The organism is Acinetobacter lwoffii (genome assembly GCF_029024105.1).
Classification (GTDB): domain Bacteria; phylum Pseudomonadota; class Gammaproteobacteria; order Pseudomonadales; family Moraxellaceae; genus Acinetobacter; species Acinetobacter lwoffii.
Map to the genome: position 1 here is coordinate 2,255,127 of NZ_CP118963.1, position 13,324 is coordinate 2,268,450.

Annotated in this window: 13 protein-coding genes and 1 tRNA gene; 7 read left to right on the forward strand and 7 right to left on the reverse strand. The window is 41.5% G+C overall.

Annotated features, from left to right (window positions below; all coding sequences use genetic code 11):
* Positions 1–7: 7 nt before the first annotated feature.
* Both sdhD and sdhC read right to left on the reverse strand, forming a co-directional pair.
* Positions 8–373, reverse strand: coding sequence for a succinate dehydrogenase, hydrophobic membrane anchor protein (gene sdhD / locus PYW33_RS11045; RefSeq protein WP_004279431.1), 366 nt, complete (start codon positions 371–373; stop codon positions 8–10).
* A complete protein-coding gene (gene sdhC / locus PYW33_RS11050; protein ID WP_004279430.1) occupies positions 373–771 on the reverse strand; it encodes a succinate dehydrogenase, cytochrome b556 subunit in 399 nt (132 codons plus the stop codon). Before sdhC ends, sdhD begins: the two co-directional genes overlap by 1 nt.
* A gap of 1,005 nt (positions 772–1,776) precedes the next feature.
* Between sdhC and gltA the strand changes: the two genes are divergently transcribed.
* From gltA to PYW33_RS11065, 3 genes are all read left to right on the forward strand, one after another.
* Positions 1,777–3,051, forward strand: a complete 1,275-nt coding sequence (gene gltA / locus PYW33_RS11055; protein ID WP_004279429.1) for a citrate synthase — start codon at positions 1,777–1,779, stop codon at positions 3,049–3,051.
* A 156-nt stretch (positions 3,052–3,207) separates the two neighbouring features.
* Positions 3,208–3,711 carry a hypothetical protein gene (locus PYW33_RS11060; protein ID WP_004646287.1) on the forward strand — a complete coding sequence of 168 codons (504 nt, stop codon included), beginning with the start codon at positions 3,208–3,210 and terminating at the stop codon, positions 3,709–3,711.
* Between the two features lie 372 nt (positions 3,712–4,083).
* Positions 4,084–5,709, forward strand: coding sequence for an NAD+ synthase (locus PYW33_RS11065; RefSeq protein WP_004646285.1), 1,626 nt, complete (start codon positions 4,084–4,086; stop codon positions 5,707–5,709).
* Between the two features lie 216 nt (positions 5,710–5,925).
* On the opposite strand, the gene PYW33_RS11070 is transcribed toward PYW33_RS11065, so the two are convergent.
* Positions 5,926–6,002 (reverse strand) — tRNA-Met (locus tag PYW33_RS11070).
* 175 nt (positions 6,003–6,177) lie between these two features.
* On the opposite strand from PYW33_RS11070, the gene PYW33_RS11075 reads away from it, so the two are divergent.
* Together PYW33_RS11075 and PYW33_RS11080 are read left to right on the forward strand one after the other, a co-directional pair.
* Positions 6,178–6,582, forward strand: a complete 405-nt coding sequence (locus PYW33_RS11075) for a hypothetical protein (RefSeq protein WP_004646284.1) — start codon at positions 6,178–6,180, stop codon at positions 6,580–6,582.
* A gap of 240 nt (positions 6,583–6,822) precedes the next feature.
* Positions 6,823–7,263 carry a universal stress protein gene (locus tag PYW33_RS11080; protein ID WP_004279425.1) on the forward strand — a complete coding sequence of 147 codons (441 nt, stop codon included), beginning with the start codon at positions 6,823–6,825 and terminating at the stop codon, positions 7,261–7,263.
* A 43-nt stretch (positions 7,264–7,306) separates the two neighbouring features.
* On the opposite strand, the gene PYW33_RS11085 is transcribed toward PYW33_RS11080, so the two are convergent.
* Positions 7,307–7,648 (reverse strand): MGMT family protein, encoded by a 342-nt coding sequence (locus PYW33_RS11085; protein ID WP_004646283.1) that lies wholly within the window; start codon positions 7,646–7,648, stop codon positions 7,307–7,309.
* A gap of 159 nt (positions 7,649–7,807) precedes the next feature.
* Positions 7,808–9,307 (reverse strand): cation:proton antiporter, encoded by a 1,500-nt coding sequence (locus tag PYW33_RS11090; protein WP_004646282.1) that lies wholly within the window; start codon positions 9,305–9,307, stop codon positions 7,808–7,810.
* A 215-nt stretch (positions 9,308–9,522) separates the two neighbouring features.
* Here PYW33_RS11090 and PYW33_RS11095 point away from each other — a divergent pair, with 215 nt between their 5' ends.
* Positions 9,523–10,077, forward strand: coding sequence for a hypothetical protein (locus PYW33_RS11095; RefSeq protein WP_016806662.1), 555 nt, complete (start codon positions 9,523–9,525; stop codon positions 10,075–10,077).
* Positions 10,078–10,114: 37 nt separating this feature from the next.
* Here the strand turns inward: PYW33_RS11095 and ypfJ are convergent, their stop codons facing one another.
* Positions 10,115–11,020 (reverse strand): KPN_02809 family neutral zinc metallopeptidase, encoded by a 906-nt coding sequence (ypfJ, locus tag PYW33_RS11100; RefSeq protein WP_004646279.1) that lies wholly within the window; start codon positions 11,018–11,020, stop codon positions 10,115–10,117.
* Positions 11,021–11,068: 48 nt separating this feature from the next.
* Positions 11,069–11,995, reverse strand: a complete 927-nt coding sequence (locus PYW33_RS11105; protein WP_004646278.1) for a DUF808 domain-containing protein — start codon at positions 11,993–11,995, stop codon at positions 11,069–11,071.
* Positions 11,996–12,184: 189 nt separating this feature from the next.
* On the opposite strand from PYW33_RS11105, the gene trpS reads away from it, so the two are divergent.
* The gene (gene trpS, locus PYW33_RS11110; protein ID WP_004279419.1) at positions 12,185–13,198 is read left to right on the forward strand and encodes a tryptophan--tRNA ligase; all 1,014 of its coding nucleotides are present in this window, start codon (positions 12,185–12,187) and stop codon (positions 13,196–13,198) included.
* Positions 13,199–13,324: the final 126 nt, after the last annotated feature.

Consider the following 13,324-nt stretch of genomic DNA (forward strand, 5'->3'; position numbering starts at 1 on the left):
TTTCCTATCAATTCGCCCAAAAAATCTGGATCGCCCAGATTGCATATGCAAGTACAGCAATGATCACTGCTGAAGTCAGTACAAGGCGTAAACCTGAAGCTGAAGGACCCATTTGACGAGTAGTCACATAATCCGTGAATACCTGCCACATCCCGATCCATGCGTGTGCAACAAGAGATAAGACCGCCAATAAAGACATAATCTTCATTGGAACTGTCATCATAAAGCCGTACCACTGTTCAAAGTTGAAACCACCATTCAGTAGAATCCAACCCAGTACAACAACGGTATAAACAGCTAGAACTACAGCACTGACACGTTGGAGAAACCAATCGCGAGAACCTGAACCTGTTAAACCAGTAGCGCTTTTCATTAGAGTACGATCCATACAAATGCTGCAACAATACCGATTGCAGACAAGATTAATGCGATAGTAGATGCAACACGGCCACTTTCTAGTTCTTCAGCAACGCCAATGTCAGCAAGTAAATGCTTAACACCCGCAATAAAGTGAAAAATCATGCCGGCGACAAATACCCATACAATAAAGCGAACAATGAAACCGTTAAAGATTTCTTGAACTTGCGCAAAACCTTCAGGCGAAGACAATGACTTGTCTAAAATCCATAGAAGGACCGGTACGAGTAAGAATACGATAACACCTGAAAGACGGTGTAGAATTGATGCAATAGCCACGGGTGATTTTAAGTTTACTTCTAAAACTTGACCCATGGACAAATTGACAGGTCTGTTGCTTTTCACAGCGGGCATCCTGTAAGTAAAAACTCCATCCGGAGTTTGTTGGAATTAATTCGAAGGAAAGCTGGCATTCTCAGGCAAATACATGCCTAAAATCAAAACGACACTGAATTATAAAACGTGAACTATTAAAATACAAACGGCTGAATTTGGCTTTTTGGATAAAAAACCATTAAATAAGAATCATTAACAACAATAAGTCAGACTTTATATATTATTCCACCCTTTCAATTCCTATCTATATGATTGTTTTTAAATAATTAAGATGATTAATTTACTCGGTTTTCAGCCTACAGGATCATGTTTGAGTTTTAGACTAAAGATGCACAGTTCCATCACAAATATTATTTAAATCTCTTTTTAATTCAGATTTAAATCAAGTGTCTAGATTTAACAGACCAATTGCCCCAATTCATCAGCAGCGCAGTGATTCAGATAACCTGATGTTAAATAGCGACTTAGTACACCACACGATGGGTTTTTCAATCGATTTGAAGCATTTAGATTCAAAAAATCATTCATTTATTTTTATACTGCTTACCTTTGCTGCCAAACTGGCCATTTATTAAGCTACTTTTTAATCAATTGAACCATATTCAAAATTCAATTAATTGCTTTTATTTATAATTCTACCTGTTAAATTCAGCTTGGCAAAAACGATGTAAGTTATGAGATTTATATAGTTTTAAGCATGCTCACCTTAATCTTTCACTATTTTCGCCCGCATTTCTTGCTAGGAAAAAACGCTTACAAATGCCCCAAGCAGTCTATTTTTTTCTGCACCTCTGCATCAATTTGACTTATTATAGAGGTTTGATGCTGTGATTTTACTGAACTTTTTATACTGAGCGAATGTGACTAAACTGCTGTGCGGCCGTCATTTTTCATCCATAAGTATAATTGACAAAATTTCAGTACTCACTAATCTTATAGCAAATTTTTGATCCGTCCGTTTTGTGCATTAAAAGATTGATAGACAAAGCGGATATACATTCACCAGGACAGGAGATCTATTGAATGTCTGAAGCAACTGGCAAGAAAGCCGTTTTACAGCTTGATGGCAAAGAAATTGAACTACCAATTTACAGCGGCACATTGGGCCCAGATGTAATCGACGTTAAAGATGTGTTGGCTGCAGGTCACTTTACTTTTGATCCTGGTTTTATGGCGACAGCTGCGTGCGAGTCTAAAATCACGTTCATCGATGGTAACAAAGGTGTACTTTTACACCGCGGCTACCCAATCGATCAATTGGCGACTAAAGCTGATTACTTGGAAACTTGCTATTTATTGTTAAATGGCGAACTTCCAACTGCTGAGCAAAAAGAAGAATTTGACGCTAAAGTACGTAACCATACAATGGTTCACGATCAAGTTAGCCGTTTCTACAATGGTTTCCGTCGTGATGCGCATCCTATGGCGATCATGGTAGGTGTGGTTGGTGCGTTGTCTGCGTTCTATCACAACAACCTTGACATCGAAGATGTGAACCACCGTGAAATCACTGCAATTCGTTTAATCGCGAAGATTCCTACGCTGGCGGCTTGGAGCTACAAGTACACCATCGGTCAACCATTCGTTTACCCACGTAACGACCTTGGTTATGCAGAAAACTTCCTGCACATGATGTTTGCTACTCCTGCAGACCGTGATTATAAAGTTGATCCAATTCTTGCAAAAGCAATGGACCGTATTTTCACGCTTCATGCTGACCACGAACAAAATGCGTCTACGTCTACAGTACGTTTAGCTGGTTCTACCGGTGCGAATCCGTATGCATGTATCGCTGCTGGTATCTCTGCACTTTGGGGTCCTGCTCACGGCGGCGCGAACGAAGCTGTTCTTAAGATGCTTGACGAAATCGGCACTGTAGAAAACGTTGCTGGCTTCATGGAAAAAGTAAAAACTAAAGAAGTTAAACTAATGGGCTTCGGTCACCGAGTTTACAAAAACTTCGATCCACGTGCGAAAGTAATGAAAGAAACTTGTGACGAAGTTCTTGGTGCACTTGGCATCAATGATCCACAGCTTGCATTGGCTATGGAACTTGAACGTATCGCGCTTTCTGACGAATACTTCATCAAGCGTAACCTATACCCGAACGTAGACTTCTACTCAGGTATCATCCTTAAAGCGATTGGTATCCCGACAGAAATGTTTACTGTGATCTTCGCGCTTGCACGTACTGTTGGCTGGATCAGCCACTGGTTAGAAATGCACAGCGGTCCTTACAAGATCGGTCGTCCTCGTCAGCTTTATACTGGCGAAGTTCAACGCGATATCGTTCGTTAATTCGAACCGCGTCGAAAGACTCAAGAAAACCACCCACCCGGGTGGTTTTTTTAGCACTGACAAAAGCCTACAAAAAATTGACCTGAAACGTTTTAAAATGAATATATCAAAATCATATTCACGGATTAAGTCACCTAAAAACAGGACGTATATTGAATGCTGTTGTATTTTCTGCCCTTTATTTTGAGACTGGTTCGTTTTGAACAGTTTAAGTGCCGCAGTTTAACGTCTGGTGAAATCAAAATTTCCCAACGAGTATTTGGCAACCTGATCGATTATTCCCGCGTTAAAATCATGAATCACCCCTACCTGCCCTGGCAATCCAAACATGTCATTATGGCGCCCAGTGGCTACATACATGTACGCAATTTAAATTATCGGGAAGATTATTCACGCGAGAGTTTATCTTATCAAGCGCTCTTTATTCATGAGATGGCGCATATTTATCAACACCAATGCCGCATCAATGTGCTTTTAAAAGGCGCATTTTTACAAAGTGCTTATTTTCTTAGCTTGGGAAAATATAATCCGTACAAATATCAATTTAATCCCAACAAATCATTTTCAACCTACAATATTGAACAGCAAGGCGATATTGCCCGGGATATTTTTCTAAAAAAAATTCCGAATATTATTTTAAACTCACAAATAAACAGATGATATTTAATCAGTTTAATTCCAAAGAAAATAGATAAGGCATATTTTAAAAGCCAAAATTTCGACTTCAATCTTTAAATCTATATAAGCCTAGATGCATAAAAAATCAGCATATTTTCTAATTTTATATAATAACTTTTTCACTCAATGCCTGTTCTGCTAAATCAGCTCTAGCTTATCGATAAAATTTCGATAAAATAAGCCGGTATGATTATTTTGCATCGCAGATTAAGATTCAATGATCATGCGATAAAAAGTTTTTTTATTTAAGCCATTTGGCATTTTATGAATATCGATGTGCACTCAACTGGATAATTAGAATTATAAAAATCAGTAATTTAGTGTATCAACCTATAGGAATAGGATTTACTTGGAATGAAAAGTTTTAAAATTGCAATTGCTCAATTCTCTCCACATGTGGGCAATCTGGATGCAAATACGCAAAAAATGATTGATCTGGCGAATCAGGCTAAAAAAGATAAAGCGGATCTGATTATCTTTCCTGAACTTTCAACGCTGGGCTACCCTGCAGAAGACTTATTAATTCGCCCGAGCCTGGTGAAACGCACCAAAGCGGCTTTTGAAAAACTGACTGAAGTAAAAGATATTGTCATGGTCTTTGGTTTTGTTAATCAAACTGAAGATGGTCAGCGTTATAACTCGGCTGCTGTCATGAAAGATGGCGAAGTACTGGGTGTTTATAACAAGCAAGTGTTGCCAAACTATGGCGTATTTGATGAAAAGCGTTATTTTGGCGAAGGTCATCAGCATCTGGTTTTTGAGTATCTTGGACATAAATTTGGCGTACTGATCTGTGAAGATGTCTGGTCTTTAGCCACTGTTCAGCAACTGGCAAAATTGAATATCGACACAGCTTTGGTACTGAATGCATCGCCATATGAAGTGGGTAAACCACAACATCGCATTGAAACCATGGCGGCCTTGGTCAAACAGCTAAATATCAATCTGGTGTACTGTAACCAGGTCGGTGGCCAAGATGATCTGATCTTTGACGGTACCAGTTTTGTGCTCAACAAATCTGGCGAGGTGGCTTTACAGGCACCAACTTTCCAGGAAAATCTGGCAATTGCAGAATTTAATGCTGAACAGCTGCAATTCAGCAAAGGCGCAATTGCACCTGCTTTAGACACCATGGCTGAGATTTATCAAAGCCTGGTCATGGCCACACGTGATTATGTACAACGCTCTGGCTTCCCAGGTGTGATTCTGGGCCTGTCTGGCGGGATTGACTCTGCCCTGACCCTGGCGATTGCTGTAGATGCGCTTGGTGCAGACAAAGTTCAAGCCGTGATGATGCCTTATACCTATACCGCACAAATCAGTGTAGAAGATGCAGCGGCTCAAGCCAAAAATATGGGCGTGACTTTCGGTATTGCCGAAATCAATCCAGTGGTAAGCGGCTTTATGCAGGTGCTATTCCCATTCTTTGGCAATGCTCCAGTCGATGCCACCGAGGAAAACCTGCAAGCACGTTCACGTGGCACCTTATTGATGGCCCTGTCTAATAAATTCGGTAATCTGGTGCTGGCAACCGGTAATAAATCTGAACTAGCTGTCGGTTATTGCACCCTGTATGGCGATATGGTCGGTGGTTATGCAGTTCTGAAAGATGTATATAAAACCATTGTGTTTGAACTGGCGAAGTATCGTAACAGCATTTCAGAAATTCCAGTGATTCCGGAACGTGTGATTACCCGCCCACCTTCAGCAGAACTGCGTCCGGATCAGGTCGATCAAGACTCTTTGCCTGCTTATGACATTCTAGATGCGATCTTGTACTCTTATATTGAAGAAGATATGAGTCAAGACGATATCATTGCCAAAGGCTTTGATGCTGAAGTCGTGAAAAAAGTGATTCGTCTGGTTGATATCAATGAGTACAAGCGCCGCCAAGGTGCCATTGGACCACGTATCAGTTCACGTTCTTATGGTCGTGAGCGTCGTTATCCAATCGTCAATGGATGGAAAGCAGGTAGCTAAATTCTGCTCTCAATGATGTAAATCAGAATCGTCCAAGTGAATGCTTGGGCGATTTTTTTATGCGACAGTAAAATGAAGATCAGACTCAACATTAAGGAAAAATGATGTTTTGAGAAATCTGAAAAAATTAGTGGATGCTTCAAATATTTTTTATAGTTTGCAGTACTTTTTAAAAGACAAAAAAAGAGACCAAGCTGAGAGCTTGGTCTTTTAAAATGGTGGCTATGACGAGACTTGAACTTGTGACCCCCGCATTATGAGTGCGGTGCTCTAACCAACTGAGCTACATAGCCGTAAACTGTGTGCGCATTATCGTAATTTCAGCTTCTATCGTCAAGCATTTTAAAACACAAATGTTCAGTCTTTATGCAAATACGGAATAAACTTTTAAATTTTAAACAAAAAAGGGTTTTTTAGTATGTAATTCACGCATTCATAGCACCATTTAATTCTTCGAGGAATCATTAGATGTATAAAATCAAAATATTTATTTTACTCATTGGCCTTTCAAGTCTGAGTGCCTGCCAGACCATCTCGCCTATTTTCGTAGATTATAATGGCGTCAGACGTGATGTGGCACAGTGGATTAATCAGCAGCAACTGATGAGCATGCAGCAGAAAAGGTCTTTGGCACAACTCAGCAGAGCACAGCAGAAAATCGAGCGCTATCCGGAATATGATCAGAGCCAACGACTGGCGGTAACCCGGGAAAATCAGATTGCATTACATTGTGCGCGTTTACATGTGACAGAACATAAAATCCGGCAGCTACAGCAAAAAATTTATGCAGGTGAAGCTCAAACAATTTTAAATCGCTATGAACAGCTGTCACCGCAAATAAAATTAGACCCGACCTCTATTCGATGTGATTAATCACTGTCTTAGGCTATCACATTAATTACATATAAATTATTAACTTAGGCTAAATAAATCACCCAATTAAATAGCTCTAAACAGGTGCTTCATTTTTTAATCTATTAGACATTATACCTATGTATTTACTTGGTTTTATTTTTATACAATACAGGCTATGATCAAAGTATAAACAACTATTCGTACCCGGTTTAACGCGTCATAATTTTATAACTCTAAATTCCCCTCAGGAGAATTCTAATGCCTTTTGAACATATTTTAGTACCTGTTGACGGTTCAGAAACATCGTATGCTGCAGTGGATAAAGCTGTAGAAATTGCCAAAGCATTTAACAGTAAAGTCACAGTGGTTCAAGTGCTGGCACTGGACCCTTATATCGCTGCGGAATATATCTCTGCGGCACAAACCAATGACCTGATTGAACGTGCCCGTACTTCCATCCTGAAAACGCTGGATGAAGCCAAAGCAAAATTCTCTGGTGCCGGTGTTGAAGTGGATACACAGCTCCTTGAGGGTCAGGTAATTTATAGCGAGATTGTCAAAGCAGCTAAAGATTTAAATTCTGACCTGATCGTGATTGGTTCCCATGGTCGCACGGGCTTCAAAAAGCTGTTCCTTGGCAGCGTAGCGCAAAGCATTCTCGGCCAAGCGGATATCCCAGTAATGGTGATTCGCAACTAAGTTATGTTTAAAATCCCCACTTTTCACCAAGTGGGGATTTCTTTTATATCTTGACCAGACAATCCCATTGATAGCGTTTTAAATCCAAGCGATCACCTTTAAGAAAAATTCCTTCCTGCATGAGTTTTTGCTGCTGGATATTCTGGCCATGTTCGTCCAGTTGCTTCACACTGATTTTCGCCTGGGCATTGATCACCCGATACCAAGGAATATCAGTGTCCGAATCTAGATGACTTAATACCCGTCCGACCAATCGCGCATGTTTGGGTAAACCTGCCAGTCTAGCAATCTGTCCGTAGGTGGCGACTTTGGCATACGGAATCTGATTGACCACAGCCAAAATCATTTCTGCCATTTCCTGACTGGCTGAACTTGTCTGGGTCATTTTCATCTCATTAATAGCTTATTTAAATCAAAAATCACAATCCACCCCCAGTAAAAAAGCTATAGGAGAGTGATTAAGCCTGATGAAATACGCTGATTCAAGCTCTCATCTCACTATAAAAACCAATCTAACAGTCTCTTGATCTTCTAAGTTTTATCTTTAGAAATTATCCGGATTTTCTAAGCGTTTTACTTCCTGAACCTTATCTGGATGATGCACCGTGGCAACGCCATCTGCATCTTTCTGATCAATCAGAATTTCTGGCTGAAAGATAGTAATAGTCTCATTTCCTTTGGCATCTTCTCCGACAATATAGCGAAAACCCTTACGATTCATTTTATGGCACATGCGTTGATACCAACCTTTAAAGCCCTGTGTCTCTTCATTGGGATTATAATAAAAGGCATTCATGACCGCAGGTAGGCCCAAGCCGCACACCACACCGGACAACAGCACCACAATAAAGGTATAACCCACCAGAATACTGCTATAGGCTTCCAGCTGAGGAATATTGGCGACCGCCAGAATTAAGGCCAAAGAAATCCCGCCACGTACCCCGCCCCAAGACAGGATGGTCAAACTACCGTTATAGCTTTTCTTGCTGACTTTTGGGAACATAGCAAAGGCCAGATAGTTGGCTGCAAAACGGGCCAGATGCAGAATCACAAAGGCCACCATCCCGCCCAGAACCAGACTGGTACTCAAGTCCAGAATAAACAATTCCAGACCGATCAGAGTAAACAGGAATGAATTGATAATTCCCTCAACCGTATGCCAGAAATGATTAACGTCACCAATTTCGGCATCTGCTAGGATTTCTTTCCATTTATTGCCAACAATCAAACCACCAATCACACAGGCAATTGGCGCGGAAGCATGTGCCAGCAAAGCCACCAGATAGGAACCACAAGCTAGCAAGGCCGTGGTCAAAATCAGAGATTCCATTTCATGCTTACCGCGCAAAATCCGCAAGATCGCAAAACCGAATCCGAGACCAATCAGCACTGCCACGACAATCTCATAAAGCAAGGTTTGCAGTACTGCCAGTATCGTAAAGTTTTCACCTTGCAGGACATTAAGTAAGGTCATAAATAAGGCAATACACATTGCATCATTAAATAACGACTCACCTTCCAATTTAACGATCAAATGATGCGGTGCGCGAACCGAACTCAATACGCCTTTGATACCGATCGGATCTGTAGCGCCTAAAGCCGCCCCTAGCAAAAGCAAAACCAGCAAGTCAACATGCTTACCAATCAGGAACTGATAACCATACAACACTACGCCAAAGAACACTGCACAGAACACCAAAGCCAGACCGGCCAGAATACTGATCGGCCGCCAGTGATTACGTAAATCCGAAACTTTAAATTTCAGCGCAGATGAGGTCAGGATAAAACAGATCACACCATTGATCAGAAAATCATAGAAATCGACGTGACGAACAGCCTGCTCGATATTGTCAATATTGATGCTAAAGAATGGATTGCCATGCAGTAAACTGGCGCCCCACTGCAAAATGAAAACAAAGATTGCCGAGACAATAGGGACACCAATCGCTTGCGGAAAACCCAAAACACGCTTATTAAACATCGTCGTAGCAATGGACAGGGCAAATACGACTGTGAGTAGCTGAAGAAAAAAGAAATTTCCCATTCGGTTTCCTAAAATCGGGCGATATGGAGCACTATGCGCCGAGAGGCGTTGTTAAAATAGAGATTTGAATAGCAAGGTATTCTGGCAAAACAAGTTTAGTCCGTTTTTTATCGAATTGAGTTAAGTTTCTTTTCAGTATTTTCGAATGATGATTTAACATACAGATCAGCACTCGGCTTTTGCTTTCCCATCATTCTATTTTGAATTTTTCTCCCATGCATCAAACTGTCAAAACCATTTTTCGTCTCTGTTTTGCCAGCGTGATTTTTCTGATCACGTTGTCCTTATGTTTTACCTGCTTTGCTAAAATTCAGGAAATTCTGCAAGCAGAACAGCATTATCAGCAAGCCACCAGCATTCCCTTACAAAGTTCAACCGGGGAGCAGTATGTATTGGTGTCCAATAACCAGCGACCGGACAATGCCATTTTTATTCTGATTGCAGGAAATGGTTATGTGGCCAAAATCAACTGTGAACATTACAGCGCTTTATGTAGCGATGAAGACAATCAATCGCATACCCGTCAAATCCAGACTGTTGACTTAATCAAAGCGGGAAATCTGTTCTATATTGAAAAAATCCAGTTCAGAGATAGCCGGACTGGCAAAGCAACTGCTTTAGAATATAACAAACAAGATATTCAGCAGTTTTATCAAAATGACATGAGCAACCTCAAATATACGGTCTTTGCAATTGCACTGTTTGCTTTGGCTGCATTATTCGTCAGTATCAAGATATTAAGAAATTTCCGGCGTTTTCTGCATAAATAAAAAAAGGAGCATCTGCTCCTTTTTTTATCGAAGTCATTTAAATATTTTGATTAAAGGTATCACAATTCGCAACCTGACCGGATTTCAAGCCGGTATTAAACCATTGTACCCGCTGCGCGCTGCTGCCATGAGTAAAGCTGTCCGGCACCACCTGCCCGCGGGCACGTTTCTGCAAATAGTCATCGCCAATTTTATGAGCGGCATCCATCGCTTCCTGCACATCGCCCTGTTCCAAAAATTGGGTTCGCTCATGATTATGGTAAGCCCAGACGCCGGCCAGACAGTCTGCCTGCAATTCCTGACGCACTGAAAGCTGGTTACTTTGCACTTCGCTTGCTTGCTGACGCGCCTGTTGTACTTGAGAAGAAATACCTAAAATCGTCTGAATATGATGCCCCACTTCATGGGCCACAACATAGGCCAGCGCAAAATCCCCCGCCTGATCATTGCGGGAAAGTTCGGTGGCATTCTGTTCTCCGGTAATGCCCATTTGACTGCGCATATCTTTAAAGAATGCCGTATCGATATACACTTTCTGGTCTGTCGGACAGTAGAAAGGTCCCATGGCCGCCTGAGCCGTACCACAACCAGAATTCACGATGCCGTTAAACAACACTAGTTTCGGTGGAACATACTGCTGATTTAACTGCTGCTGAAACACCTGATTCCAGGTATCTTCAGTATCTGCCAATACGGTGCCGACAAAATCAATCGACTCCTGCTGTTCTGGCGTGGGATTTTCCAGGCCACGTGTTTCTGCTGCACCCGATACACCCTGAGTGACCTGCTTGGTGGTTTGATAAGCCTGCTGTGGATCGACACCAAAAAACTTCCAGGCCACAAAGGCTACAATCAACCCAACAATACTGATTCCGCCAGCTTTGGCACCACCACCGCGACGGTCTTCTACATTGCTACTGACACGACGACCTTTCCAACGCATAGTCTTTTCCTTTTCTTAATCTGCTTAATATCCAGATATTTCCACACCTTAAGCTTTTGATGATTTAGGCCAGATTTTCTTAATCAGGCTGATGACCAGCATGACCAGCAGACCCGCTAAAATTCCTACTGCGAAATTAATCAAGGTCGGTGTTACGGCACCGACAATGTTGCCAATGCTGGGAATATCCTGCACATAAGCAACACTGTCTTCAGTAAAGTGATGAATAAAAGGAATTGCATGGTTAATAATTCCACCGCCCACCAGAAACATCGCAGCGGTCCCAACAATGGAGAGAATTTTCATTAAGATCGGGGCAAATGCCAACAAGCCACGTCCTATTTTTTGTTTAAAATCGGACTGCTGTTCAGTCAGATGCAGACCGATATCATCCAGTTTGACAATCAGCGCAACAAAACCATAAACACCAATGGTCATCACCACCGCGATCAGGCTTAAAACAGTCACTTTGGTCAGCATCGAGGCTGCGGCGACCGTTCCCAAAGTAATCACGATAATTTCAGCAGACAGGATAAAGTCAGTGCGAATAGCACCTTTGACTTTTTCATTTTCAAACTGGTGCAAATCCATTTCTGTATGAATCAATTGCTCACGCGCCTGTTCCGCGTCCTTGGCCTTCGGTGTATGCAAGGTATGAATAATTTTTTCCACGCCTTCATAACATAGGAACAAACCACCCAGCACCAACAAGGGATTAATCAGCCAGCCTGCAATAAAGCTGATTAATAATGCCAGCGGCACCAAAATCAGTTTATTAACAAAAGAACCTTTGGCAACTTTCCAGACCACCGGTAATTCACGATCAGCCCGCACACCTGTCACTTGCTGCGCATTTAAAGCCAGATCATCACCAAGGACGCCTGCTGTTTTTTTTGCTGCCATTTTGCTCATGACAGCGACATCATCCAGAACAGTAGCAATATCATCTAATAATAGTAATAAACTGCTCGCCATACTTATTATCCTTATCTTCTTTCCAGATAGTTTAATCAAAATTCTTAAAAATATTGTATTCACTTGTTTAATTTATAAGATTTTTTTACGACAGCTTTTTTTCTGGCTGACAATCAAAAACAGAATGCCGTACAATGTTGCCATTCGTTAAAATACAGCTGTAGTACTGACTACCCTTTGGAATAGATAATGAGTAATCAAGATAATCGTCCAGTGATCTTGACGGGCGACCGTCCTACCGGACAACTCCACCTCGGCCACTTTGTCGGTTCATTACGCTCTCGTGTAGGTCTGCAAGATTCTCACCATCAACACTTGTTACTCGCCGATGCTCAAGCCCTAACTGATAATGCGGACAATTTTGAAAAAGTACGTCGTAACATTATTGAAGTGGCGACGGATTATCTGGCTGTCGGTATTGATCCAACTAAAACCACAATTTGTGTGCAGTCATGCCTGCCAGCACTAAATGAACTGACCATGCTTTACCTCAATTTCGTGACGGTTTCACGTCTTGAGCGTAACCCGACCATTAAATCTGAAATCCAGATGCGTGGTTTTGAGCGTGATATTCCAGCCGGTTTCTTGTGCTACCCGGTGGCTCAAGCTGCTGACATTACGGCATTCAAGGCCACTGTAGTTCCTGTGGGTGAAGATCAGATTCCAATGATCGAACAGACCAACGAAATCGTGCGTCGTTTAAACCGTCAAATTGGTCATGACCTGTTACCAGAATGTAAGGCACTACTTTCCAATGTTGGTCGCCTACCTGGTTTTGATGGTAAAGCAAAAATGTCGAAATCTTTGGGCAATACCATTGTGCTAGATGCAACAGATAAAGATATTAAGAAAGCCGTCAATGCCATGTATACCGATCCGAATCACTTACGTATTGAAGATCCAGGTCAGGTCGAAGGCAACGTGGTATTCACCTATCTAGATGCCTTCGATCCAAATAAAGAAGAGCTGGAAGAACTTAAAGCCCATTATCGTCGTGGTGGTTTAGGCGATGGTACAGTGAAAAAACGTCTGGAAAGCATTTTAAAAGAATTGATCGGTCCAATTCGTGAGCGTCGTATTGAACTGGCTAAAGATCCGGATTACATCATGGATATTCTAAAAACTGGTACGGATAAATGTCGCGATATTACCCAGGCGACACTGGATGAAGTTAAATCTGGCCTCGGCGTATTCCATTTCTAAATATAAAATTGCTCTTAAAAGCTCTTCTGATGAAGAGCTTTTTTATTTAAGCTAAAATTGCGCAAAAATGATGCAAATGCCCCCACATAATCTTCATAGTTTTAACCTTATTTAACATGTATTAAC

Bases quoted from the DNA above. Each gene is read 5' to 3' on its own strand.
- sdhD (WP_004279431.1), bottom strand. From the start codon at position 373: ATGAAAAGCGCTACTGGTTTAACAGGTTCAGGTTCTCGCGATTGGTTT.
- sdhC (WP_004279430.1), bottom strand. From the start codon at position 771: ATGCCCGCTGTGAAAAGCAACAGACCTGTCAATTTGTCCATGGGTCAA.
- gltA (WP_004279429.1), top strand. From the start codon at position 1,777: ATGTCTGAAGCAACTGGCAAGAAAGCCGTTTTACAGCTTGATGGCAAA.
- PYW33_RS11060 (WP_004646287.1), top strand. From the start codon at position 3,208: ATGCTGTTGTATTTTCTGCCCTTTATTTTGAGACTGGTTCGTTTTGAA.
- PYW33_RS11065 (WP_004646285.1), top strand. From the start codon at position 4,084: ATGAAAAGTTTTAAAATTGCAATTGCTCAATTCTCTCCACATGTGGGC.
- PYW33_RS11075 (WP_004646284.1), top strand. From the start codon at position 6,178: ATGTATAAAATCAAAATATTTATTTTACTCATTGGCCTTTCAAGTCTG.
- PYW33_RS11080 (WP_004279425.1), top strand. From the start codon at position 6,823: ATGCCTTTTGAACATATTTTAGTACCTGTTGACGGTTCAGAAACATCG.
- PYW33_RS11085 (WP_004646283.1), bottom strand. From the start codon at position 7,648: ATGACCCAGACAAGTTCAGCCAGTCAGGAAATGGCAGAAATGATTTTG.
- PYW33_RS11090 (WP_004646282.1), bottom strand. From the start codon at position 9,307: ATGGGAAATTTCTTTTTTCTTCAGCTACTCACAGTCGTATTTGCCCTG.
- PYW33_RS11095 (WP_016806662.1), top strand. From the start codon at position 9,523: ATGCATCAAACTGTCAAAACCATTTTTCGTCTCTGTTTTGCCAGCGTG.
- ypfJ (WP_004646279.1), bottom strand. From the start codon at position 11,020: ATGCGTTGGAAAGGTCGTCGTGTCAGTAGCAATGTAGAAGACCGTCGC.
- PYW33_RS11105 (WP_004646278.1), bottom strand. From the start codon at position 11,995: ATGGCGAGCAGTTTATTACTATTATTAGATGATATTGCTACTGTTCTG.
- trpS (WP_004279419.1), top strand. From the start codon at position 12,185: ATGAGTAATCAAGATAATCGTCCAGTGATCTTGACGGGCGACCGTCCT.